This is a genomic window from Dehalococcoides mccartyi CG5 (assembly GCF_000830885.1).
In the GTDB taxonomy this organism is placed as follows: domain Bacteria; phylum Chloroflexota; class Dehalococcoidia; order Dehalococcoidales; family Dehalococcoidaceae; genus Dehalococcoides; species Dehalococcoides mccartyi_B.
This window is the reverse complement of record NZ_CP006951.1, coordinates 451,129-474,428: the sequence shown is the minus strand read 5'-3', so window position 1 is coordinate 474,428 and position 23,300 is coordinate 451,129. Positions and strand designations below refer to the sequence as shown.

Here is a 23,300-nt window from a genome sequence, read left to right as displayed (position 1 = left end):
CATTCCGGATATTTTGTATCAGCTTAAATCCCCAGCAGTATCAAACCGAAATGCATAGCCAAAGTAAGCCCGGTTGTCCAAACCGCCACCCCGACTGATATCCAGATAAATAGCTTAAGTCTGTCTGCACTTAGCATAACACCCAAAAAGGCAGCTATGGGGGCACTGGTCAGCACGGGAGATAAAATGCCTAACCCGATAATCCCATATTTCAACCAGACTTTGTACAAACGGCCTGAATGAAGTCTTTCCTGCAGGGCAGAAATGATTTGGGCAAACAGGGCTGAGAGGCTTAACGTTGCATCACCGGTACGATTTTTATCCAGCCAGCGGTTTGAGCCGCTGCGTACCCGCTCTGCCAAAAGGATTATAATACCTACTCCAACCAGAGTGCCCCCGATTACCAGCAGGATAACCAGCCACGGGTCTAAACCCCAAATCAAACCTATAGGTATCGCAAGCCAGATTTCCACCAGTGCCAACAAAAATACGCCGATTATTTGAAAAAACATCTATCTATAAACCTGTACTTTCAACTATCCTTGTCTTTTGAAACCTGTTTGACATATAACCGCGGGGAGGTGGATACAACCTCTTTCAAAGCCAGTATCCGGTCTTTCAGTTCCTTCCCGCAGGCATCTGTTTCCAGATATTTCTCAAGCAGGGTTTTATCCAGTTCTGAAACCTTATCCCACAACCCCAGCGGTTCAAGCAAATCATATACCGCCTGGTTGTTATACCCGCTGCGTGAAACCTCTTTGTAGCTTAATGCGTGTTCACTGCCAAATACCCGCCCAAGCGAACTAGCACGGCAGTATTCAATGATAGCCTCTTTGAGGCTTTCTATCCGGACTTCAATTTCATTTTTCCGTGACTGAAGCATCACATATTCCTCTACCGCTAAGGGTATATCTATAGGTGATGCTTCGGGTAACTGCGGAGGGGGTGCATATTTGTGGCGATACAGCGGACAAAGATGGGCAAAGTCACACGGGCAAAAATTGTTTTCGCAGGCAGGGAAAATGGCCTTTTCTATTTTTCCGGCTACTTCCAGCACCAGCCGCCGGGCATCAGCGATAACCTCTTTACTTCTGGCAGGACAACGCATAACTGTATTTGAACGCAGGTGATACAGGCAAAGTTCACCTACCGGCAAATACCAAATCTGCTCTACCGCCAGCTGGTAAAGGCTTAGCTGGAGGTTGTCTTGAACGTATTCAGCCGAAAACAGGTCTTTATTACTCTTGTAATCCACAATACAGAGTTCACCTGAGGGGAGTTTATCCACCCTGTCTATCTTGCCGGTTAGTTTGACTCCATCCAGATTTACGGTGTACTGGTGCTCTACTGCCAGCGGCATATGAAAATCAGCCCGGTGTATGCGATGGAATTCCGCAAGTATCTCCCTGCCTAACTGGCGGTAGTTTTTTTCTATTTCAACAGATTCGTATCCTCCAGACCGCCAGTGCGACTGGTAATACTCCATCAGTTTTTCCAGACTGAGGGGTGGAGGTACTTTTACCCTGAAAAAATGCTCGGCACAGTCATGCAAAGTTGTACCAAAACTAAAATATCCCTTTTCTAACGGTTTCAGGCCATCAATATAGAGAAAACGGTATTTTAGGGGACAGCTTTGGTACTGGTCTATCTGGCTGTAAGAAAGGGGACGCATAAATACTCCGCCTGTAAAACTGATATAATATTAAAGTACATTATAGCCTTGTTCTCAGGGCTATGGGAAGGTGCAAGATAGGCTTGGAAGATGTATCTTACCTTTTAGCCCTTGCGGGCGGACTGGCCGCTTTTTTCTCACCATGTGTACTGCCAATGATGCCCATTTATTTGGCCAGTCTGGCCGGAGCTGATGTCCTTGATGCCCAGCCAAACTCCATTACTTCTTTTAAAGCTCTGCGGCATTCAATAGCCTTTGTAGCCGGTTTCAGCCTTGTCTTTACCAGCCTTGGGGCTTTATCCGGGCTGGGCGGGGTTATCATAAACCCCAGTGACCTCTGGGTAAGGATACTTTCCGGGGGAATGCTTGTTATCTTTGGCACATATATGCTACTCAGCCTGCGTTTTCCGTCCCTCAGTTTTGAAAAGCATCTGGCCAGTCAGCAAAACCTGAGAACCGGGGGATATATCAGGTCTTTTTTAAGCGGGGCGGTTTTTACCCTTGCCTGGACGCCCTGCATAAGCCCAATGCTGGGAAGCATACTATCCATTACATTCGGAGGGGAAAGCCCGCTCTATGGTTCGGCTCTGCTGGCTGTTTTCTCTCTGGGTATGGGCATTCCATTTGTACTGTTGGGACTGCTCATTCAAAAGACCTTACCGCTCGTACATAAAATCAGCCGCTACTCAGCTGCTATATACGGTGCAAGTGGCGTGATACTGATATTTATTGGTATACTTATACTTGGTAATCGAATAGGTTTTTTCAGCACTCTGCAGATTTGAAATGAAAAGTAAACTTATAGCCCTCAGTTTCCTGCTTCTTAGTAGCCTTTGCCTGTCCGCCTGCAGCCAAACCACGCCAGTTCCGGCTGACAATGGTGAACAACCTGTGGCAGGCATTAAAATAAACAATCTGGCACCTGATTTTTCCCTGAAAAACCTTACGGGTCAGGAAATAAGGCTAAGTAACCTGCAGGGTTCAGGGGTAATTTTAAACTTCTGGAAAATAAGCTGCAGTTACTGCAAACAGGAAATGCCTTTCTTTGAAGCGGCCTACCTAAAAAACAAGGCTCTCCCCAGCGGCATTAAGATTCTTATGGTAAATATAACAGAAAATAAATCACTGATAGAGCAGTTTCTGAAGGACAACCGGTTTACCTTTCCGGTACTGCTGGATACCACCGGTGCTACAGGGCAAACCTATAATGCCAATTATATTCCCATTACCTATTTTATAAATGCCGAAGGCATAATAAAAGCCATAAAATTCGGGGCATTTTTCAGCCAGACAGATTTTGATAACCAGCTAAACAAGATAAACTAAGAACTAAGGAGTAACCAATGACTGATATATTAAACGAAGCATCAAATATAGCCCAGTGCAAGGAATGCCCCTGGTACCGGGCTTGCACAACTCCCATGCGCTACACCTCTGAAGATATCCGCCGTCAGGTGCAAAATGGCGGTCCGGGTATGAATGCACCTCAGGATGAGGCTGCTATGCAACAAATGTTATCCATGGCTTCCGCCGCCCAAAACTCCATGCTGGAGGCTTGCCCCATTTTCATTGAACGCCTGCGGAATAACCCTAAACTGGGGCAGAAGCTAAAGGAAATGATGCAGAACTGGAGTCAGGAAATAAACTAAAGAAGCGGCTGGCTGAAATAGGTATCCACGATATAACGGGCTGTTTCGGCTACCGCTTTTTGAACTTTTCCGGTTAACCCCTGTTCCATCTCAAGGGGAATGTATTCAGGCTTAACTGCCAGTACATCTATTCTCACGCCCCCGTCAGCATGAAGCTCTTTTAGCATATTCAGAGTGGGCATAAGGTGTAGAGAAAAGTCATTTATCTTTTCCGGAGATACCTGGTCTACCGTTAATAGCCCCATTTCCCCTACTCCCAGCCCTGTTTCCATAGCATCTACCAAAACTATAACTTTAGGCTTGGTGTCGCTTATTATTATGTTAAATAAAAGCTCTCGGATAGCTGTGCCCACATCCATAACGCAGGCAAAAGAAGGAACCCGGCTATGGGTATTTAAGTAATCTGCCACAGCCGGGCCAAAACCGTCATCACCATAGAGTATATTTCCGCAACCGAATACAACCACCGGACGGGAACAATACTCCGGTAAATAATCCATATTTAGTTAGAGTAAGTCTGGACCAGCTGGCCGTTTGCATCAACTATATCCAGCCTGACCGCTACTTTGCCGTTAAGCTCGTGAGTAGAGCAGGACAAGCAAGGGTCATAAGCCCGTATAACCATTTCAATTTCATCTAAAATAGTTTCGTTGTATTTGCCACCCTTGATAAGAGTTTGGGCGGCTTGTTTTACGGACATGTTTATAGCAGCATTGTTCATAACAGTAGCTACCACCAGATTGGCATCGGTAACCAGACCATTTTCGTCCGTAGTATAGTCGTGGATAAGAGTGCCGCGGGGGGCTTCTACACAACCCACTCCCCGACCGGCTTTGGGAGTTACCGGTACGCGGGTATTGGTGCTGGTAATTTCGGGATCAGAAAGAAGCTCTATCACTCTTTCTGCATTGTATAAAAGCTCTATCAGGCGTGCCCAGTTGAAAAGGAGTGATTGCTGGGCAGGACGGCCGAATTTAGCCCTAAATTCTTCCAGTTCTTTTTGAGCCAGAGGGGTAGCAATCCGGTCACAGGCATTTATACGGGCCAGAGTATTTACCCGGAAAATGCCGGAGGGATTGTCCAAATCCATATTGAACTCACCCAGCTCCTTGGCATAAGGGAATTTGGCGTAACTCCAGTCTTCTACCCGTTCGGTAATGTGATCAAGGTAATCTTTTGGGGCAAATTCGGTAAACTTGCCATCAGGACGCATAAGGCGAAGATTGCCGTCATACTGGTTTAGAGCACCATTTTTATCCACCGTACCCAAAAAGCCGGTCTTGATAACACCAATTTCCTTGATCAGGCCTTCATATTTGCTGAAAAGATTTTCTTTGGCATAAGCTATGGAGAACTTGGAGAACTCCAACAGCTCTTTAGCCATTTCCATCATTTTTTCACGTTCAGTTTCAGTAAGCGGTTTTGAAAACCCGCCAGCCACAGCCGCTACCGGGTGGATATCTTTTCCCAGCAGGTAATCAAGCATTTTTGAGGCCAGATGGCGCGAACGGATAACCTTCTGCCCCAGTTCAGGCATCTTCTGGGCTATACCGAAAACATTGCGCATGGAGTAGTTTTCACCCGGACCCATTACAAGGTCTGCTCCAGCTAAAAAGAAGAAGTGGAGAATGTGTTCTTCCAGATAAGCGGTGGCATTAGCCAGCTCACGCAGTTTGCGGCCGGCAGACGGCGGGGTAACCCCGAAAACACTGTCACAGGCCTTAGCAGAACACAGATGGTGGGAAAGCGGGCAAACACCGCAGATACGCGGGGTAATACGGGGCATTTCCTCTACCGGACGCCCTATACAGAATTTTTCAAAACCGCGAAGCTCTATAATATGCATGCGGGCATCAGATACATTACCACTATCATCAAGGCTTATAACAACCTTGGCGGCACCTTCAATCCTGGTAACCGGTTGAATTGTAATCTGCTTCATATATATCCTCCGAATAAACTAAGGGTAGTTATTACTTATCCTGCGGGCGGAGTCTACCCGAACCGATAAAGCGGTTTATGGTGGCCACCCGGTCAACAATCTCCTTTGGATCACGCCCGATATAGCTTAAAGAACCCATCATGTCGGCAGTGGGATTAGAACCCTGCCGGATAGGCCCGAAACAGCCGCGGCAAGGCATATAAGCCTTTATACAGCGGGGAATTTCTTCTGAAGGGTCAGCACCCAAAATACGGTTGCAACCGGCCTTGGTAACCGGTCCCAAACAGAATAACCCCTGTTCGTTCAGACAGCGCATATTGTCATATCGGCCGGGGGTAAACTGGGCGTTCTGCAAAGAACGTTTGATAGGTCCGCCGGTAGATTGTTTTTCGCGTATGGTGGGGCAAGTATCACAAACACTTCTTTCGGGAAGTGCAAAGCTTTTACCTTCAAGTACCGCACCCAGCAGTTCAGCTATATGGGTGGGTGTGGGAGGACAACCTGGCAGGTGAATATCTACTTTGATCATTTCATCTACGGCGTAAACACGGTCAAGCATTTTGGGGAGGGATTTATCACTGGGAGAATCAGACTTTTCAGTGCCTTTCTCCTTGCTGTAAATCTGTTCCATCATTTCTTCGGTAGTGGAAAGATTAGCCAGAGCGGGGATACCACCGAAACAGGCACACGTACCCAAGGCTACTATTATCTTGCACTTCTTGCGCATTTCCAGAGCCAGTTCCCGGTTTTCCTCATTTCTGATACCGCCGGTAATTATGCCAAGATCAGCTTCGGGGATTTCCAGTTTCTTGCCGTCGCCGCACTGTCCAAGAAGTTTATGGTCCATAAGAACAGGCATATGAACTATTTCCAAGTGGGGTAAAACATCCAGCAGTGGTTCGCCTATATCCAGTAGAGAGAGCTCACACCCTCCGCATACTGCAAACCATTCTTCAGCAACACGGACCATTTTATCCTCCTAGCCATGTCTTTTGCTTTCCCGTGCTATATAAGCAGGTAACACACACAAGGTACTGTATAAAACAACTGTTTATATTCTAGCACCTAAAAAACGTTTTTACCATTCACTTTAAGTTAGTTTTACTTATATATCAGCGAAATTTACACCTGTAGTTTAACACTTGTAACCCAACAGGGCAAAACCTGCCAAAGTCTCCGCGAATATCAGTCTAAGTGCTTGCACATATACCCAGCCACCAGTTCATACCCCAGTGACCTGTAATACTCTCTGGCACCCACCCCGCTTAAAATAGCCAGTGAGTCAAGACCGAATTCATCACGGGCTAAACACTCCGCTTCCGCCAGCAGTTTCCGTCCAAGACCCCGGTGCTGGGCAGACTGGTCTCCCTGTTCCCCAAGTGAAAGTTCTGTGCCATACACATGCAGTTCACGCACCAGCCCTGTTTTAGCACCATATTTCTGACCCAGAACAGGCAGCGATGCACAGGGTATACGCAATCTGAGCAGACCATACAGAGTGTCAGAGGCATCTTCAAAGCTAAGGAATATCTCCTTGCCACCTGAGGCAGGATAATCAAGACGCCTTAAGGTAGGTTCACCGCTGGTCTGCCCTTTCCGCTGGCGGTGGCCGTATTCACGGCAACGTATGCACCTGCACTTCTGGTGGCGGCTTTCCAGTATCTGGCGAACCCCGTCCCTCAGGGAGTCTTTGAGGCCGGCGCTAATAAATACAGCCGGTATATCCCGAAGTACCCGTGAAATACGCACGTAAGGCGGCACCAGTGCTTTGATATCCGCAATCAGCCCGGTCATGGTGCCATTGGGATAGGGGGTGTACCTTCCCTCTTTCCACCACTGTTCTAGTATAGTTCCTTCCACTACCATAGTGGGATAAAGCTTAAGCCCGTCAGGGCAAAACCGCGGGTCTTCAAACACCATCCGGGAAAGTGCCAGATCTTTTTCAGGAGAAGAGCCGGGAAGTCCGGGCATCCAGTGGTAATGCACTTTAAGGCCGTATTCACGCAGAAGACACGTAGCCTCAGCCACATCTGAAACCCTATGTCCCCGTTCAACCAGCTTATAAATATCATCATCCAGCATCTGGACGCCAAGTTCCACTCTGGTAGTCCCGAAATCTATCATCCGTTGTATTTCGGCCTTCCCGCAAATATCCGGACGGGTTTCAATACATAAACCCACACAGCGGTGCTGGGCGGTTTCATTTATGGTTTTGGCTTCTTCCAGACTGCCGGCCACCACTCCGTTCAAAGCGTCGTAGCAATCTTTAATAAAGCCGTACTGGTAAGTGATATCTGCCGAAAGGAAAGTGCCACCCATGATTATAAGCTCAACCTTATCCGTAGGGTGTCCCATGTCCTGTATTATCCTCAGGCGAAGGGCAACCTGTTTATAAGCCTGGTATTCACAGCTTTTAGCCCGCAAAACAGCCGGAGATTCAGGTGTATAGCTTTGGGGAGTAGCGGCAAAAGTGGGGCAATAAATGCACTTGCCGGGGCATGGTAGCGGCTTGGTCATAACCGCCACCGGGGTAACACCTGATATTGTTCGGGAAAGCTTCTTCATATATACTCTTATCTGTAAGGATAGTTAATTATAACCTAAAGCTATGAACGAACAAAATTTTACTTCCCAGTCACAGGTGTTTGACCGTATAGCCGCCGGCTGGTACAGCTTTCGCCATCGCTCCATTTTCAGCCGCGAGCTTTCAGCACTGGCTGCAAAATGGCAAACAGGCAAGCTTCTTAATGCCGGTTGCGGCTGCGGAGCAGACTTCATACCCTTTAAAGACAGCTTTGAACTTTATGGTATAGACTTTTCAGCCGAAATGATAAACCAAGCCGGAAAATATGCCCGCAAGCACGGCTTCAAACCTAATCTGGCAGTGGCAGATATGCAAAATCTGCCCTTTGAAGATGCCGAGTTTGACTGGCTGATTGCCGTAGCCAGTTTTCACCACCTGAAAGGGCAGGATTCCCAACTAAAAGTCCTGCAGGAATTCGGAAGGGTATTGAAAGACGATGGTCAAATATTTCTGACAGTCTGGAACCGCCTCCAGCCCCGCTTTTGGTTTAAGGGGCGAGAGACTCTGGTGCCATGGAAAAGCCCAGACCAAATACTCAAACGTTATTATCGCCTGTATACCTGCTGGGAGATTGAAGCACTGGTCAAAAAAGCCGGCTTCAGGGTAGTCAGTTCGTCAGGCGAAAAAAGCCACCGCGGACCAAAATATTTCGCCCGGAATATTTGCCTGCTACTTGAAAAACAAACTTTAAAAAAATAAGACTTTAGGATATATTGGTATAAGGAATATGGCAAGTAACAGTTGCGAGAGAGGCTCAAGACCTTCCATGATAATCCCCACCCTGATTCTGGCAGTTATAGCAGTGGTGGTTAGCATTATTGCTTACAACAAAAACGGCGCCCACGTAGAGGGATTTAAAGCCGCCTGGGATATATTTATTCAGGTATTACCCATGATGGTACTGGCCTTTGTTATTGCCGGTATGCTTAGGGTTATCATACCCGAAGAGACCGTCAGCCAGTGGCTGGGTCAGGAATCAGGTTTCAAGGGCGTACTTATCGGTACGGCTGTTGGCGGGCTGATGCCGGGCGGGCCTTATAGCTGTATGCCTATTGCCGCCGGATTGCTGGGCGGTGGTGCTGGAGCTGGTACTATGGTAGCTTTCATGACCGGTTGGTCACTGCTGGCGGTAAACCGTCTGCCCCTTGAAATTGGCATGCTGGGCTGGAAATTTGCCCTGATACGGCTGGCGGTAACCGCCTTGATGCCTCTGGCCGCCGGAATGCTGGCCAACGCCCTATTTTCCAAGGTAAACCTGCTTGAATAGTTTTGCCCTAAAGGCTAAACTATTACGCTATAAACACAAGTCTGTGAAAGGAAGTACCTGCAAGATGATGGCAAAAATCCCCTGCCCTGATTGTGGCGTAATTGGCAGTTTTTCATTGGCTGACGAGGTATACGAAGGACCTTATAAATGCTGGAAATGCCGCAAACTTTATAAAATACTCATTGAACGGGGTGCGGTCAAACTCTGCGAACCCATAGACGAAATGGAATTTGAACGGCTGAAGTCTCTGGGCGATTTAAAACGCAAGTCACGGGGCGGAGACGAAGAGTAACTACCCCTTAATAAATTTATGAAGCCAGTTCGGCCATTCCCGGTGTGGTTTTCCATTTCCGGGTGTGGCTGTTTTTGTATCCTTTCAATTTGGCCGGAAAATCAGGGCTGTCAATGCTATCTAAAGTCATGATAAGAGCATCTTCGTGGTTATCCAGATAGTATTTTTTCCGTATACCCTTTATGGCAAACCCATATTTCAAATACAGATTTTGAGCTACAATATTTGAAACCCTGACCTCCAGTGTCATTTCAAAGCATTTGTGTTTAATAGCTTCTTTCAGAGAGCTTATCAAAAGCAATTCTCCAAATCCTTTACGGCGATATGCCTCCCGTACTGCCACACTGACCAAATGGGCAGAACCGGCCATGACCCATATAGCACCGTAACCGATTACCTTCGGGTGGTCTGCAACCGGCTGAAGAATAGTGCTGTCATGGTATATGCAATTCCAAAGCCACTTCCAAATATTTATATTGGTTTTAGGCCCAGCTTGGTTAGAGGAATCTCCATCAACCAGCACCATGTAATGAGCCATGATGTTTTCCATTTCACGCTTAAAATTGGTGGCTGGCCACATGGTAGGAAAGGCTTCCCTATCAATCTGATTGAGTTCAGGTATATCTTCGTCTTTTATAGGGCGGATGAAATAGACCATTTATAAAAACCTCTGGCAAATAGTGCAAATATATTTTAGCATATACGCCTTGGCAAAAAGGATAAATATTGTATCTTCAGGCAGGCGGGTCTGTTTTACCGAACCGTTCATACTCGCTGTATATACACCCGCAGTACTGCTGGCGATAAAGGTCCAACGGCTTGGTAATATGCCGGCTGTCCGAATAACGTTTCCTGAGGTCTGCATAAGCAAATTTGACCCCTGTTTCTTTGGCAAAAGCTTCAGCCGAAAAAACTGCTTCCTGATGCTTCTGATGGGGGCTGATAAAAAGGCTGGAAGAGAAATATTCATACCCATACCTTGCGGCATAAACGGCAGTTTGCCCCAGCCGCATATCAAAGCAGGTACGGCAGCGTTCATCCGGTTTTTCGGCTACTTTTTTGAAATATTCAGCCATCTGATAAAGAGGCTCTGTGACAAGCTCAAAACTAAGTTCTTGGGACAATTTTACCATAGCTTCAAGCCTGTTTTGGTGTTCTGTAAAGGGGTGGATATTGGGGTTATACCAGTAAACACTTACCTCAAAACCCTGCTCCTGCCAGTATTTGAAAGAGTAAGCGGTACAATGTGCACAACAGCCATGAAGAAGCAGTTTAGCTGCCATTCTCCGTCCAAAGCCCCTGTTGGTTATTTTTGTCATTCTGATAAGGTATGCTTAAGTGCTGGTAAGCCAGACGGGTTGCCTGACGCCCTCTGGGAGTTCTTTCCAAAAATCCCAGCTGGAGCAGATAGGGTTCGTAAACATCCATAATGGTATCCGCTTCTTCGGAAATAGCAGCGGCAATAGTCTCAAGCCCCACCGGCCCTCCCCCGAATTTATGGATAATGGTTTTCAAAACCTTGTGGTCAATCTCATCCAGCCCCAGCTTGTCCACTTCCAGACAGGCCAGGGATTCCGCCGCAATATCCGCCGTAATCAAGCCATTGCCTTTTACCTGAGCATAGTCTCTTACACGCCGAAGCAGGCGGTTAGCCACTCTGGGAGTACCGCGGGAACGGCAGGCTATCTGGTGAAGACCGTTTTCATCTGCCTCTACCCCCAGTATGCGGGCGGAACGGCGGACTATATCATGTATGGCTTCTTCATCATAAAAATCCAACCGGAATATAGAACCGAAACGGTCACGCAGAGGTGCGGAAAGCATGGCATAGCGGGTGGTCGCCCCTATCAGGGTAAAGTGAGGCAGTTTAAGCCTGAGGCTTCTGGCACCCGGCCCTTTGCCTACCATTATGTCAAGTGCATAATCCTCCATAGCCGGATAGAGCACTTCTTCCACATTTCGGCTAAGCCGATGAATTTCATCTATAAAAAGTATATCAAAGGGTTTCAAATTGGTAAGAATAGCCGCCAGATCACCCTGTCTTTCAATAGCCGGACCGGAGGTAATACGGATATTAACCCCCATTTCCAGAGCTATTATGTGCGAAAGAGTGGTTTTACCAAGTCCCGGCGGCCCATAAAGCAAGACATGATCCAGCGCTTCTCCCCTTTGTTTAGCCGCCTGTATGGCTACCCCAAGATTATCTTTGAGGCGTTTTTGACCAATAAAATCAGGCAGACAACGGGGGCGAAGGCTGGTATCCAGCTTGGCATCATCTGTAACCAGTTTCCCGGAAATCAAGCGCTCTTTTTCCTGTGACATTTGAAGTATTATAGCACAAATAAAGCGTAACACTCCCAAAAGTCAGCCGCCAAAAACAAATTCCGTAAGCCATGTGCCGCTTGAAACTTGAAAAGGTAACAGCAGGTACTTGACCATAAACTCTCCTCTGCCCTGAAAACTATTTCCAACTAATAAAAAAGAGGGGCATAAAGCCCCTCTTTTAAGTCTTTTAAAAATGCTGAAACCTAGAGGCAATTCTCCGGCAGACCGCTCATGGCAGGTGCAGAAGCGGCCGCAGCTATCCGTTCAGCCCTTTCAATAGTAGCTTCTTTGCAGGACTTGCACTGGGCAGGGATAAGCTTACCAATAATAACATTTTCCTTCAGGCCGGATAGCTTGTCTACTCTGCCGTAAATAGCGGCATCAGTAAGCACGCGGGTGGTTTCCTGGAAGGAAGCCGCAGCCAGCCAGCTTTCAGTGCTAAGGGAGGCACGGGTAATGCCCATAAGTACGGTGTGAGCAGTTGCCGGTTCACCGCCTTCGGCCAGAACCTTGGCATTGATATCCTCGTAGCGGAACTTGTCTACCAGTTCACCCGGAACAAGGTCTGTATCACCGGAAGAATCAATACGTACCTTGATAAGCATCTGGCGGGCAATAACCTCTATGTGCTTATCGTTGATATGTACGCCCTGAGAGTAGTAAACCTTCTGGACTTCTTCAACCAGATATTTCTGAACGGCATCTCTGCCCAAAATGGACAGAATATCCTGCGGGTTTATTGAGCCGTCAGTCAGCTGTTGTCCGGCACGGATGGTATCCCCGGTTTTAACCTTTATCTGCATAGCGGCAGGTATGGTGTATTCCCGTTCTTCGCTTTCGCTGTACTTGATGGTAATAAGATTACCCTCTACGGTAACTTCACCGGCCACTCTGGCAACCACATTCTGGTCACTCTGAACAACTGCCTTGGATTTACCTTCCAGTTCAGGTGAAGCCAATACCATACCGGAATCTACCCACTGTCTGCTTTGAACCTGAGTTTTCCAACCGGAAGGCAATTCGTATTCATCCTGATAGACTTCATCTGAGGCTATGCGGATATGGCGGCCGTTTTCATTTTCAATAACCTCTACCACACCGTCTATCTCGGAGATAATGGACTGAACTTTGGGCGGACGGGCCTCAAAGAGCTCTTCAACTCTGGGAAGACCGGTAGTGATATCTACGCCTACCACACCGCCGGTGTGGAAGGTACGAAGTGTCAGCTGGGTACCGGGTTCACCGATACTCTGGGCGGCAATAATACCGACTGCGGTATTCATATCTACCAGACGAACACGACCAAGATCACGCCCGTAGCAGCGGCGGCACATGCCATGAGTGGACTCACAGGTAAGAGGAGAGCGTACAAATACCTCGGTAATACCGGCTTCGCCGATAGCCTTAGCCTTGATTTCATCAATCTCTTCATTGTTATCCACGATAATTTCGCCAGTCTGGGGGTGAACCACATTATGAGCCGTCCAGCGGCCAAGTATGCGGTCAACCAGCGGCGGCAACATACCCTTTTCTTTGGGTTCTATAATCCAGGTGCCGTTTGCAGTACCGCAGTCTTCCTGAAGAATAATAACATCCTGAGTTACGTCTATAAGGCGGCGAGTCAGGTAACCTGAACCAGAAGTACGCAAAGCGGTATCCGCCAAACCCTTACGGGCACCATGGGTGGATATGAAGTACTCCAGGGCTGTCAAACCTTCACGCAGGGAAGACTTGATGGGGAAGTCAATGATACGGCCGGAAGGGTTAGTCATAAGACCGCGCAGACCAGCCATCTGGCGTATCTGGGAAATATTACCCTTGGCACCAGAGTTAGCCATCATGTAAACAGAACCCTGTTTGTCAAAGCCCGCCTGAATAGCATCAGTAATGCGGTCAGTAGTTTCCATCCATGTTTCAATAATACTGTTGTAGCGTTCGTCCTCGGTGATAAGGCCGCGGGCAAACTGACCTTCGGCAATGGCAGTCCGCTCATCAGCGGCGGCTACCAGCTTGGTTTTTTCACGCGGTACTGAAATATCACTCATGGCGATGGAAATACCGGAACTGGTAGCAAATTTGAAACCCAGTTCTTTTATCTTGTCCAGCATGACAGCCATATCCTGGCTGGAAAGTATCTTGTAACAGCGTCCGATAATCTTTTTAATGGCGGATTTGGGTATATCCATATTCTGGAACTCTACAGCCTTGGGCAAGACATCATTAAAGATAATCCGCCCAGTAGTGGTTTCCAGCATATTACCCTTGCCGTCCCGGACTTTGATAATAGCCCGCAGGTCAATGATGCCCATTTCATAATAACGTTTGGCTTCTTCAAAGTCACCGAATATTTTACCCTCACCCTTGGCACCCGGACGAGTGGTGGTCAGGTAGTAACAGCCAAAGACCATGTCAAGGCTGGGAGATACTACCGGTTCACCACTGGAGGGAAGCATCATATTATGAATAGAAAGCATGGTTTCCCGGGCTTCCTTCACGGCCGCTTTGGAAAGAGGCACGTGGACAGCCATCTGGTCACCGTCAAAGTCAGCATTAAAGGCTGAACAGACCAGCGGGTGAAGCCTGAGGGCGCTGCCGTCTATAAGTACCGGTTCAAAGGCCTGGATACTAAGGCGATGCAAAGTAGGAGCACGGTTCAACAGAACCGGCCTGTCCTTGACTACCTCTTCCAAAATATCATAAACCTCCGGGCGGGCGCGCTCTACCAAACGGCGGGCACTCTTGATATTGGGGGCTAACCCATCCCGTACCAGACGGTGCATGACAAAGGGCTTAAACAGCTCCAGCGCCATACGGCGGGGCAAACCGCACTGTGAAAGCTTGAGTGAAGGCCCTACCACGATAACAGAACGACCAGAGTAATCAACCCGTTTACCTAGCAGGTTCTGGCGGAAGCGTCCCTGTTTGCCGCGAAGCAGGTCGGAAAGGGATTTGGCCTTGTGGTCACCATTTACAGCTACACTCTTGCCTCGGCGTCCGTTATCAATAAGCGAATCTACCGCTTCCTGAAGCATGCGCTTTTCGTTGCGGATAATAATCTCCGGTGCCCCGATTTCCATCAGGTGCTGGAGACGGTTGTTACGGTTAATAACCCTTCTGTAAAGGTCATTCAGGTCACTGGTGGCAAAACGGCCGCCATCAAGCTGAACCATGGGACGAAGGTCTGGCGGCAGTACCGGCAGAACAGTCATTATCATCCATTCAGGTTTGTTGCTGGAGCGGCGGAAGGCTTCTACCAGCTGGAGTTGTTTGCCGGCCTTTTTGCGGCGCTGGCCGGAAGTGGAGCGGGTTTCCTGAATAAGTTTGCTCCGTTCCTTGTCCATATCAATATATGAAAGTAGTTTCAGCAGGGCTTCAGCACCCATAGATGCCTCAAAAACATTGCTGAAACGTTGTTTCAGTTCGTAATACTGGTTTTCGGTCAGCAGATTGCCCTTTTGCAGGTCTTTCAGCTGGTCTATAAGCAACTGGATATCTTCTTCCATTTGCTCTCGTTCGGTTGAGAAGTCACGGCGAATCTGGTTTATAGCTTCAACAGTAGCATCTTCAGCTTCCATTTGGGCTACCCGAGTATCTACTTCACTGCCCTTGTCTGCTACCCTCTGGGATGAGATAACCTCAAGGTCTTTGATAGCCTTTTCACGGGCATCATCATTTACCGCAGTGATAATGAAATGCGAATAATAAATTATCCTTTCAAGACTGCGGGTAGAAAGGTTAAGCAGCAAGCCAACCCGGCTGGGAATGCCGCGGGTAAACCAGATATGGCCTACCGGACAAGCCAATTCAATATGCCCCATCCGTTCACGCCGTACCTTGGCACGGGCAATCTCCACGCCGCACTTGTCACAGATAATACCCTTGTAGCGGATACGTTTGTACTTGCCGCAGGCACACTCAAAGTCCTTGATCGGGCCAAAAATGCGCTCACAGAATAAACCATCCCGCTCCGGTTTCAAAGTACGGTAGTTTATGGTTTCAGGTTTGGTAACCTCACCATAAGACCAGCTTCTTATCTGGTCAGGGGAAGCCAGTGAAATCCGTATAGCATCAAAATCGTTAACTTCGTTCATCGTTTTCGGATACCTCTTCATCATTTGATGACACTACCAAATCTTGGTCATCGGCATCTATTACCGACATCATGGAATCTTCACTGATATCCTCTGTATTGGCATACAAAGTTTCAGGAAGTATTTCGGCAGAAATCTCATCACTCGCCGGCAAGTTTCCCTCATTTAAAGAGGACACCTTTTCAGATGGAGCAATTTTGACTTCTTCATTTATTACTTCAACTGCCAGCCCCAGGCTCTGCAGTTCTTTTACCAATACCTTGAAGGATTCGGGTACACCGGGCTGGAGCACATCCTCACCCTTTACTATGGATTCATAAGCCTTGGCACGTCCGGCAATATCGTCTGACTTGATAGTCAGCATTTCCTGAAGGTTATGAGCCGTACCGTAAGCGTACATAGCCCAAACTTCCATTTCACCGAAGCGCTGGCCGCCGAACTGGGCTTTGCCGCCCAGAGGCTGCTGGCTGATGAGTGAGTAAGGACCGGTAGCACGGGCATGTACCTTGTCTTCCACCAGATGGATAAGTTTAAGGATATACATATTGCCTACGGTTACCGGCTGGTCAAAAGTTTCGCCGGTACGACCGTCACGCAACACTGATTTACCCACAATAGGCGAAGGCAAGCGGCTTTGGCTGCTTACGTCGTAAGCTTTCTTTTCCAGTTCAGCCCCGCTTAAAGCGGAGGCATCTACACCCATATCCTTAAGCCAAAGCTTAAGGCTGACTTCCTTGGCCAGACCGGGGTGCTTTTCATCAAATATTTTCTTGCCGTCAAAGCCCTGCTGTTTTATCCACTCTATAGCCTTGTGAGCGTCTGCACTGGGACGTTTGTTTTCAGGGCTCATATCTATTGCACCGGCCTTGGCAGAGAGCCAAGAACGGGCCAAAGCGTCTTCAATTACAGTATCATCGGCACCGTCAAATACGGGGGTGGCCACCCTAAAGCCCAGCAGATGCCCTGCCCAGCCCAGATGAGTTTCTAGAATCTGCCCCAGGTTCATGCGTGAAGGTACGCCGATGGGGTTCAAAACCACGTCCACCGGAGTGCCGTCAGGCAGGTAAGGCATATCTTCTACCGGGGCAATTATGGATATAACACCCTTGTTGCCATGGCGGCCGGCCAGTTTGTCACCCACTGAAACCTTGCGTTTCTGGGCAACCCAGACCTGTACCCATTTATTAACTCTGGCAGGCAGGTCATCACCGCTGTCACGGGAGAAAATCCTTACATTTATAACCTTGCCCCATTCACCATGAGGCATACGGAGTGAAGTGTCTTTAACTTCGCGGGCTTTTTCGCCGAAGATAGCCCTAAGCAATTTTTCTTCAGCTGAAAGTTCGGTTTCACCCTTGGGGGTGATCTTACCAACCAGAATATCGTCAGGGCCAACTTCAGCCCCTATGCGGATAATACCGTCTTCATCCAATTCGCGCAGGCTTTCTTCACCTACGTTAGGAATATCACGGGTTATTTCTTCAACACCCAGTTTGGTATCACGAGCTTCAAGTTCGTGCTTGGTAATGTGAATGGAGGTAAAGGCATCTTCACGTACCAGCCGTTCACTAAGGATAATGGCATCTTCATAGTTGAAACCCTGCCAGCTCATAAAGGCCACCACACAGTTTTGCCCCAAAGCCAGTTCGCCGTTTTCAGTGGCAGAGCTGTCAGCCAGTACCTGCCCGGCTGCTATCTTCTGCCCCTTGTTTATAATGGCATGCTGATTTATGCAGGTACCCTGATTGGTACGAACAAATTTCTTCAGCAGGTATTCATCGTGTCCGCCTTCGGCGGTACGGATTATTATTTTTTCACTGGTAACCGAACTGGCTACACCGGCATGTTTGGCAAAGATGACCTGACCGGAGTATCTGGCCGCTTCACGTTCCATACCTGTAGCCACCATAGGTGCCTCAGCCCGAAGCAAAGGCACAGCCTGGCGTTGCATATTCGCACCCATAAGGGCACGGTTAGCATCATCATGCTCAAGGAAGGGAATGAGCGAAGCCGCTACACTGAAGATCTGCTTGGGCGAAACATCCATATAATCAATCTTATCTGGGGGCTCTACCACATATCTTTCAGCCGAACGGGCTTCAATCCTGTCATCAAGGAAATAGCCCTTCTCGTCCAAACGGGTATTAGCCTGAGCAATTATATAGCGATCTTCTTCGTCTGCAGGCATATATTTGACTTCGGCAGACACAAAAGGCATAACCGAAATATCACACTCAGGCAGCTTTGAAATAAGCTTGAAACTGTCTTCGCTGATTGTACTGCCGGCAGCCGCCAGTACTTTGCCTTTTTCACTGATTTCAATCTTCAGTTTAAGACCAACCAGTTTTTTATCATTATTTTTCAGTTTTGAATAAACCTTGCGGTAAGGGGTCTCCACAAAGCCGTAGCGGTTAATCCGGCTATAGGTAGCCAGAGAACCGATAAGACCAATGTTCGGGCCTTCAGGTGTCTCAATGGGACAGATACGCCCGTAATGAGAGTAGTGAACATCACGAACATCAAAGCCGGCCCTCTCGCGGGAAAGACCGCCGGGGCCCATGGCAGACAGACGGCGTTTATTGGTTATTTCAGCCAGAGGGTTAGTCTGATCCATAAACTGGGAAAGCTGTGAACCGCCAAAGAACTCCTTAACGGCTGAAACCACAGGGCGGATATTAACCAGAGCACTGGGTGTAACCATTTCCAGATTAACAATGCTCATCCGTTCACGGGCAACTCTTTCCAAACGCACCAGCCCTATGCGGAACTGGTTTTGAACAAGTTCACCTACAGTGCGGATTCTTCGGTTGCCCAAATGGTCAATATCATCCGGAGTATCCTGGCCGTTATTGACCATGATAATCCGCTGGATAATGGCTACTATGTCTTCACGGGTAAGGGCACGGTTTTCACCTACCTCACGGGAAGGCAATTCCAGACGGCGGTTAACCTTGTAACGGCCTACCTTGCCCAGATCATAGTGCTGGGGGTCAAAGAACATTTCATTAATAAGTTTGCGGGCGTTATCCGCGTTTGGCGGATCACCTGGACGCAAGCGGCTGTAAATATCGATAAGGGCACTAATCTCATCTTTTACCAGGGGATCACGGTCAATACTGGACTGGATATAGTGGCGTTCGGGGTCATTATCAATAACCTCAAACAGGTTTAAAATATCCAGATCATCGGAATAACCTATGGCACGCAACAGGGTGCTGACGGGAATCTTGCGGCGTCCGTCAATCTTTACTGAAATAACATCACGGTTGGAAGTTTCAAATTCAAGCCAAGCACCCCTGCTGGGAATAAGGTTGGTATGGCAGAGGGGACGGCCGGTTGCCGGGTCATCTGAAATGGTAAAGTAGACACCCGGTGAACGCAGCAGCTGGCTGACCACTACCCGTTCGGTACCGCTGGTGATAAATGTACCCAAGGCGGTCATAAGGGGAATATCCCCAAAGAACAAATCAAAGGGTTCTTTGATTTCACCGGTAGTTTTTACAATCAACCTGGCCTTTACGTACAGGGGTACAGAGTAGGTCTGGTCACGCTGGGTGCATTCGTATTCGGATAAACGGGGCTCTCTGAATTCGTAGCCTATGAATTCCAGCTCCAGCCTGTTACCCACGAAGTCTTTGATGGGAGAAATCTCCTCAATCAGCTCACGGAGACCCTCCTCTTGAAACCAGACAAAAGACTGCAACTGCATCTCTATCAGGTTAGGTACATTGACAACCTCGGGTAGTTGGGCATAAGATTTGCGGATTACACCAGTGGCGGCGTCGGCCTTCGGTAACATAGATACCATGTTTGCTCCTTATTATAATCTCAAGGGACGTCGTTGCGCTAAAAAACGAAAGCGCACAATAATGCGGCTAGAAGAAAAACTTGTTGTTTTTGGTTTGACATTTTTTTTGGAGGCATAATTTGCAAATAATAATGGTACTCCTGTAAACACAGTTTGTCAAGTATTATACCATTTTTTATGTAACATAAATAGCCCGGTTTGCCAGAATAAAGTCCCCCGCCCAAAAATATTTTATTTGCACCCTTATATTCCTTATATATATAACAAAATTGACGTATATATAGCCTTGTGTTAGTATAAATCAGGTTTAAAAGTTATTTTTTGGCAGGGGTTTCATATTGCGGAAAGCCCCTTTTTCTTTATCAGATATTAAAACGAAATATTTAGCAAGAGGTTGGAAACTTTTATGACACTCCTGGAAGAAGAACTTATCCTCCACGCCTCAGACCAGGATACCCTTATTACCATAGGCGTTTTTGATGGTGTCCATCTGGGTCATCAGCACCTTATAAATGAGCTTAAAAAACAGGCTAAAGAACGCAATTTACAAAGCTGCCTTATCACCTTCAAGGATCACCCCAGCAAAGTACTCGGCCAGGACGATATAAAACTAATATTAAGTTTAGAAGAACGTAATCTGGCACTAGAGCAGATGGGGCTTGACCGTATAATAATGCTTTCTTTCACCCCTGAGATTGCCGAGATATGCGCCACTGATTTTGTGGGATACCTGCTGGACCATCTGCGCATGCAGGGTATTGTAGTGGGTTCAGACTTTGCCTTGGGCAGAAACCGAGCCGGAGATGCTACCGCCCTGCGGCGGCTGAGCCATATTATGGATTTCAGCGTTTCAGTGGTATCCCCGGTGGTCATAGAAAACCAGATAGTCAGCTCTACTGCTATACGCCAAGCGCTAAGGACAGGCAATGTTACCAAAGCCCGGCTGATGCTGGGGAGGAACTACCACCTGCGCGGGACTGTCCAAAGCGGCGCCAACCGGGGTACAAAGTTGGGATTTCCTACCGCCAATCTTACCCTGCCCGGTTATCTGGCTCTGCCGGCAGACGGTGTTTACGCCGCCAAAGCCTTTCTAGCTGAAAAAGAATATAAAGCCGTAGCAAATATAGGCTCATGCCCCACCTTCGGGCAGGAGGAACACCGCCTTGAGGTTCACCTGCTGGATTTCAAGGGAGACATAAAAGGACAAACCCTTAAAGTGGAATTTGTGGAGTTTTTGCGTTCCGAAGTCTGTTTTGCAAATGCCGAAGCCCTGAAAGCCCAAATTTCAGTTGATATATTAAAAGCCAGAGACATACTGAGGTAATACCGAATGAACCAATCTGAAAACCAGATAGACCAGATTTTAAAACGTGGTGTAGCCGAAGTAATTGTAGAAGAAGATTTTAAAAAACTACTCCTTTCGGGACGTAAACTCCGCCTTAAAGAAGGCTTTGACCCCAGTTCACCTGACATTCATCTGGGGCATATGGTAGCCCTGCGGAAACTTCGCCAGCTTCAGGATTTGGGGCATCAGGTAGTCTTGATAGTGGGAGACTGGACAGCCCAGATTGGTGACCCTTCGGGTGCATCCGTCACCCGCCCCATGCTTTCAGCCGAACAGGTAAAGGCAAACGCCAAAACCTATCTGGAACAGTTTTTCAAGATTGTAGATAAAGATAAAACCGAAGTCCGCTGGCAGAGCGAATGGTACGGCAATTTTAAACTGGAAGACGTAGTCCGCCTTTCTTCCAAATTCACCGTAGCCCAAATGCTGGCCAGAGATGACTTTGCCAAGAGATATGCCGCCGGCAAACCCATCAGCGTAACCGAACTGCTCTACCCCATGCTTCAGGCCTATGACTCCGTAATGGTGAAGTCTGACGTGGAGTTCGGGGGTACAGACCAGAAATTTAACCTGCTGGTAGGCAGAGAGCTTCAGGAAATGGTGGGGCAGAAACCTCAGCAGGTACTTATGGTGCCAATACTGGTAGGTACTGACGGCGTCCACAAAATGAGCAAAAGCCTAGGTAACTACATAGGCGTAGCCGAAGACCCGTCAGAGATATTCGGCAAGTGCATGTCTATTCCGGATGAACTGATACTCCAGTATTTTGAACTGGTAACGGATATACCCGACCAAGAAATAGCCGATTTCAAGGCTCAGATGGAAAACGGGCAGGTAAACCCCATGATACTTAAAAAACGCCTTGCCAGTGAGCTGCTAACCCAGCTTTATAACGCAACTGCCGCCCAGGAGGCTGATGCCCGGTTTACCCGGGTGGTACAGCGGGGCGAGATACCGGAAGATATGCCGGAATGCCGTCTGGAAAACGGGCAAAACACTGGTGTAATAGATTTTATTATCCTTTCAGGTCTGGCTAAAAGTAAAAGCGAAGCCCGCCGCCTGCTTGAACAGGGTGCCGTAGAAATAAATTCCGAAAAAATATCTGACCAAAATACTCCTGTAAAATGCGGAGACATAATAAAAGCCGGCAAGAGACGTTACTCCAAAGCTATTTAAAATTTTGCTAAAAGTAATATTTTTTATATACTAAAGGTAATATTAAAAAAGGAGCCAGTATGCAAAACCTGAGAATTCCCGGACCTACCCCCTGTCCTGAAGAAGTCTTAAAAGCCATGGGCCAACAGATGATAAACCATCGCGGACCCGAAATGGCCGCTATCATGAAAGAGGTAGCTGAAAAACTGAAGTATTTCTTCCAGACTAAAAATGATGTCTTGGTGCTCACTGGCTCAGGTACCGGCGGCCTTGAGGCCGCGGCTGTCAACTTTTTGTCCCCCGGTGATACCGTACTTAGCGTTTCCATAGGCGTATTCGGCGAACGTTTTGCCAAGATTGCTTCCATTTTCGGGGCTAAAATAATTGCCCTGAATTTTGAGCAGGGCAAAGCGGCAGACCCGGCTTTGGTTAAAAAAGCCTTGACCGAACACCCCGAAATAAAAGCGGTGCTGGTTACCCACAACGAAACCTCCACCGGTATTACCAATGACCTTAAGCCTCTGGCATCTGTAATCAAGGGCGCCGGCAAATTGCTGCTGGTAGATGCCATTTCCAGCCTCAGTTCCATCAACCTGCCGGTTGATGAATGGGGTTGTGACGTAGTTGTTTCCGGCTCACAAAAAGGCTGGATGGTTCCCCCGGGTTTGGCTTTTATTTCCGTCAGCCCTGAAGCATGGAAGGCCAATGCCGAATCCAAGATGCCCCGTTTCTACTGGGATCTGGCCAAACACAAAGCCAGCATTGAAAAAGGCCAGACACCCTGGACTCCTTGTGTTTCAGTTATTGTAGCTTTGCATACAGCTCTAATTATGATGGAAAAAGAGGGTATGCAGAATATCTTCAAACGCCACCAGAAAATTGCAGACTTTACCCGCAAGAGCGTCAAGGAACTGGGGTTGACCCTGCTTGCCGAAGAGAAATACGCATCCAACACCGTGACCGCCATTGTGGCCACTGAGGGGCTGGATGTAAAGAAGCTCTTAAAGATAATGCGGGAAGAATATAACACCGTACTGGCCGGCGGACAGGGCCCTCTGGAAGGCAAGATTTTCCGTATCGGCCATCTGGGCTGGGTAACTGAAAATGATATTAAAGTTACACTGGATAACCTTAAATTAGCCCTGCCCAAGGCAGGTTTCAGGAGTTAAA

Annotated in this window: 20 protein-coding genes; 9 read left to right on the top strand and 11 right to left on the bottom strand. The window is 47.9% G+C overall.

Annotation, left to right across the window (positions count from 1 at the left end; translation table 11 throughout):
* Positions 1 to 23: 23 nt before the first annotated feature.
* Positions 24 to 512, bottom strand: a complete 489-nt coding sequence (locus X794_RS02435) for a small multi-drug export protein (RefSeq protein WP_011309133.1) — start codon at positions 510 to 512, stop codon at positions 24 to 26.
* Between the two features lie 20 nt (positions 513 to 532).
* Positions 533 to 1,672, bottom strand: a complete 1,140-nt coding sequence (locus X794_RS02430) for a RecB family exonuclease (RefSeq protein WP_034376638.1) — start codon at positions 1,670 to 1,672, stop codon at positions 533 to 535.
* A gap of 83 nt (positions 1,673 to 1,755) precedes the next feature.
* Here X794_RS02430 and X794_RS02425 point away from each other — a divergent pair, with 83 nt between their 5' ends.
* The 3 genes from X794_RS02425 to X794_RS02415 are packed head-to-tail and all read left to right on the top strand — an operon-like array spanning position 1,756 to position 3,321.
* Entirely contained in the window at positions 1,756 to 2,457 is a 702-nt protein-coding gene (locus tag X794_RS02425; protein ID WP_015407003.1) for a cytochrome c biogenesis CcdA family protein, read from the top strand.
* Position 2,458: 1 nt separating this feature from the next.
* On the top strand, positions 2,459 to 2,998 hold the full coding sequence (locus X794_RS02420) for a peroxiredoxin family protein (protein ID WP_034376640.1): 540 nt from the start codon (positions 2,459 to 2,461) through the stop codon (positions 2,996 to 2,998).
* 17 nt (positions 2,999 to 3,015) lie between these two features.
* Positions 3,016 to 3,321, top strand: coding sequence for a hypothetical protein (locus X794_RS02415; RefSeq protein ID WP_011309129.1), 306 nt, complete (start codon positions 3,016 to 3,018; stop codon positions 3,319 to 3,321).
* Here X794_RS02415 and X794_RS02410 read toward each other — a convergent pair.
* The 4 genes from X794_RS02410 to X794_RS02395 form a co-directional block, all read right to left on the bottom strand.
* Positions 3,318 to 3,821, bottom strand: a complete 504-nt coding sequence (locus X794_RS02410; protein ID WP_012984266.1) for a hydrogenase maturation protease — start codon at positions 3,819 to 3,821, stop codon at positions 3,318 to 3,320. The genes X794_RS02415 and X794_RS02410 overlap by 4 nt on opposite strands.
* A gap of 2 nt (positions 3,822 to 3,823) precedes the next feature.
* The gene (locus X794_RS02405; RefSeq protein WP_011309127.1) at positions 3,824 to 5,263 is read right to left on the bottom strand and encodes a Ni/Fe hydrogenase subunit alpha; all 1,440 of its coding nucleotides are present in this window, start codon (positions 5,261 to 5,263) and stop codon (positions 3,824 to 3,826) included.
* 31 nt (positions 5,264 to 5,294) lie between these two features.
* Complete coding sequence (locus tag X794_RS02400; RefSeq protein ID WP_011309126.1) at positions 5,295 to 6,233, bottom strand: methyl viologen-reducing hydrogenase; 939 nt, start codon at positions 6,231 to 6,233, stop codon at positions 5,295 to 5,297.
* Between the two features lie 215 nt (positions 6,234 to 6,448).
* The gene (locus tag X794_RS02395) at positions 6,449 to 7,828 is read right to left on the bottom strand and encodes an elongator complex protein 3 (protein ID WP_011309125.1); all 1,380 of its coding nucleotides are present in this window, start codon (positions 7,826 to 7,828) and stop codon (positions 6,449 to 6,451) included.
* 43 nt (positions 7,829 to 7,871) lie between these two features.
* Between X794_RS02395 and X794_RS02390 the strand changes: the two genes are divergently transcribed.
* From X794_RS02390 to X794_RS02380, 3 genes are all read left to right on the top strand, one after another.
* Positions 7,872 to 8,546, top strand: coding sequence for a class I SAM-dependent methyltransferase (locus X794_RS02390; protein ID WP_011309124.1), 675 nt, complete (start codon positions 7,872 to 7,874; stop codon positions 8,544 to 8,546).
* Positions 8,547 to 8,574: 28 nt separating this feature from the next.
* A complete protein-coding gene (locus tag X794_RS02385; protein WP_011309123.1) occupies positions 8,575 to 9,114 on the top strand; it encodes a permease in 540 nt (179 codons plus the stop codon).
* 64 nt (positions 9,115 to 9,178) lie between these two features.
* Entirely contained in the window at positions 9,179 to 9,406 is a 228-nt protein-coding gene (locus tag X794_RS02380) for a hypothetical protein (protein ID WP_011309122.1), read from the top strand.
* A 16-nt stretch (positions 9,407 to 9,422) separates the two neighbouring features.
* Here the strand turns inward: X794_RS02380 and rimI are convergent, their stop codons facing one another.
* From rimI to X794_RS02355, 5 genes are all read right to left on the bottom strand, one after another.
* Positions 9,423 to 10,064: a ribosomal protein S18-alanine N-acetyltransferase gene (gene rimI, locus X794_RS02375; protein WP_011309121.1), complete on the bottom strand. Its 642-nt coding sequence runs from the start codon at positions 10,062 to 10,064 to the stop codon at positions 9,423 to 9,425.
* A 76-nt stretch (positions 10,065 to 10,140) separates the two neighbouring features.
* Positions 10,141 to 10,689 carry an epoxyqueuosine reductase QueH gene (locus X794_RS02370; RefSeq protein WP_011309120.1) on the bottom strand — a complete coding sequence of 183 codons (549 nt, stop codon included), beginning with the start codon at positions 10,687 to 10,689 and terminating at the stop codon, positions 10,141 to 10,143.
* Complete coding sequence (gene ruvB / locus X794_RS02365) at positions 10,679 to 11,728, bottom strand: Holliday junction branch migration DNA helicase RuvB (RefSeq protein ID WP_011309119.1); 1,050 nt, start codon at positions 11,726 to 11,728, stop codon at positions 10,679 to 10,681. Before ruvB ends, X794_RS02370 begins: the two co-directional genes overlap by 11 nt.
* Positions 11,729 to 11,934: 206 nt before the next feature.
* Complete coding sequence (gene rpoC / locus X794_RS02360) at positions 11,935 to 15,822, bottom strand: DNA-directed RNA polymerase subunit beta' (protein ID WP_011309118.1); 3,888 nt, start codon at positions 15,820 to 15,822, stop codon at positions 11,935 to 11,937.
* Complete coding sequence (locus X794_RS02355) at positions 15,809 to 19,630, bottom strand: DNA-directed RNA polymerase subunit beta (RefSeq protein ID WP_034376641.1); 3,822 nt, start codon at positions 19,628 to 19,630, stop codon at positions 15,809 to 15,811. Before X794_RS02355 ends, rpoC begins: the two co-directional genes overlap by 14 nt.
* Positions 19,631 to 20,036: 406 nt before the next feature.
* On the opposite strand from X794_RS02355, the gene X794_RS02350 reads away from it, so the two are divergent.
* The 3 genes from X794_RS02350 to X794_RS02340 are packed head-to-tail and all read left to right on the top strand — an operon-like array spanning position 20,037 to position 23,299.
* A complete protein-coding gene (locus X794_RS02350; protein ID WP_011309116.1) occupies positions 20,037 to 20,954 on the top strand; it encodes a bifunctional riboflavin kinase/FAD synthetase in 918 nt (305 codons plus the stop codon).
* Positions 20,955 to 20,960: 6 nt separating this feature from the next.
* On the top strand, positions 20,961 to 22,151 hold the full coding sequence (gene tyrS / locus X794_RS02345) for a tyrosine--tRNA ligase (protein ID WP_011309115.1): 1,191 nt from the start codon (positions 20,961 to 20,963) through the stop codon (positions 22,149 to 22,151).
* 59 nt (positions 22,152 to 22,210) lie between these two features.
* Complete coding sequence (locus X794_RS02340; RefSeq protein ID WP_034376643.1) at positions 22,211 to 23,299, top strand: pyridoxal-phosphate-dependent aminotransferase family protein; 1,089 nt, start codon at positions 22,211 to 22,213, stop codon at positions 23,297 to 23,299.
* The last annotated feature ends 1 nt before the right edge of the window (position 23,300 follow it).

What these genes read in the sequence shown, in the direction of transcription:
- X794_RS02435 (WP_011309133.1), bottom strand. Translation starts at nt 512, where the DNA reads ATGTTTTTTCAAATAATCGGCGTATTTTTGTTGGCACTGGTGGAAATC.
- X794_RS02430 (WP_034376638.1), bottom strand. Translation starts at nt 1,672, where the DNA reads ATGCGTCCCCTTTCTTACAGCCAGATAGACCAGTACCAAAGCTGTCCC.
- X794_RS02420 (WP_034376640.1), top strand. Translation starts at nt 2,459, where the DNA reads ATGAAAAGTAAACTTATAGCCCTCAGTTTCCTGCTTCTTAGTAGCCTT.
- X794_RS02415 (WP_011309129.1), top strand. Translation starts at nt 3,016, where the DNA reads ATGACTGATATATTAAACGAAGCATCAAATATAGCCCAGTGCAAGGAA.
- X794_RS02410 (WP_012984266.1), bottom strand. Translation starts at nt 3,821, where the DNA reads ATGGATTATTTACCGGAGTATTGTTCCCGTCCGGTGGTTGTATTCGGT.
- X794_RS02405 (WP_011309127.1), bottom strand. Translation starts at nt 5,263, where the DNA reads ATGAAGCAGATTACAATTCAACCGGTTACCAGGATTGAAGGTGCCGCC.
- X794_RS02400 (WP_011309126.1), bottom strand. Translation starts at nt 6,233, where the DNA reads ATGGTCCGTGTTGCTGAAGAATGGTTTGCAGTATGCGGAGGGTGTGAG.
- X794_RS02395 (WP_011309125.1), bottom strand. Translation starts at nt 7,828, where the DNA reads ATGAAGAAGCTTTCCCGAACAATATCAGGTGTTACCCCGGTGGCGGTT.
- X794_RS02390 (WP_011309124.1), top strand. Translation starts at nt 7,872, where the DNA reads ATGAACGAACAAAATTTTACTTCCCAGTCACAGGTGTTTGACCGTATA.
- X794_RS02385 (WP_011309123.1), top strand. Translation starts at nt 8,575, where the DNA reads ATGGCAAGTAACAGTTGCGAGAGAGGCTCAAGACCTTCCATGATAATC.
- X794_RS02380 (WP_011309122.1), top strand. Translation starts at nt 9,179, where the DNA reads ATGATGGCAAAAATCCCCTGCCCTGATTGTGGCGTAATTGGCAGTTTT.
- rimI (WP_011309121.1), bottom strand. Translation starts at nt 10,064, where the DNA reads ATGGTCTATTTCATCCGCCCTATAAAAGACGAAGATATACCTGAACTC.
- X794_RS02370 (WP_011309120.1), bottom strand. Translation starts at nt 10,689, where the DNA reads ATGGCAGCTAAACTGCTTCTTCATGGCTGTTGTGCACATTGTACCGCT.
- ruvB (WP_011309119.1), bottom strand. Translation starts at nt 11,728, where the DNA reads ATGTCACAGGAAAAAGAGCGCTTGATTTCCGGGAAACTGGTTACAGAT.
- rpoC (WP_011309118.1), bottom strand. Translation starts at nt 15,822, where the DNA reads ATGAACGAAGTTAACGATTTTGATGCTATACGGATTTCACTGGCTTCC.
- X794_RS02355 (WP_034376641.1), bottom strand. Translation starts at nt 19,630, where the DNA reads ATGGTATCTATGTTACCGAAGGCCGACGCCGCCACTGGTGTAATCCGC.
- X794_RS02350 (WP_011309116.1), top strand. Translation starts at nt 20,037, where the DNA reads ATGACACTCCTGGAAGAAGAACTTATCCTCCACGCCTCAGACCAGGAT.
- tyrS (WP_011309115.1), top strand. Translation starts at nt 20,961, where the DNA reads ATGAACCAATCTGAAAACCAGATAGACCAGATTTTAAAACGTGGTGTA.
- X794_RS02340 (WP_034376643.1), top strand. Translation starts at nt 22,211, where the DNA reads ATGCAAAACCTGAGAATTCCCGGACCTACCCCCTGTCCTGAAGAAGTC.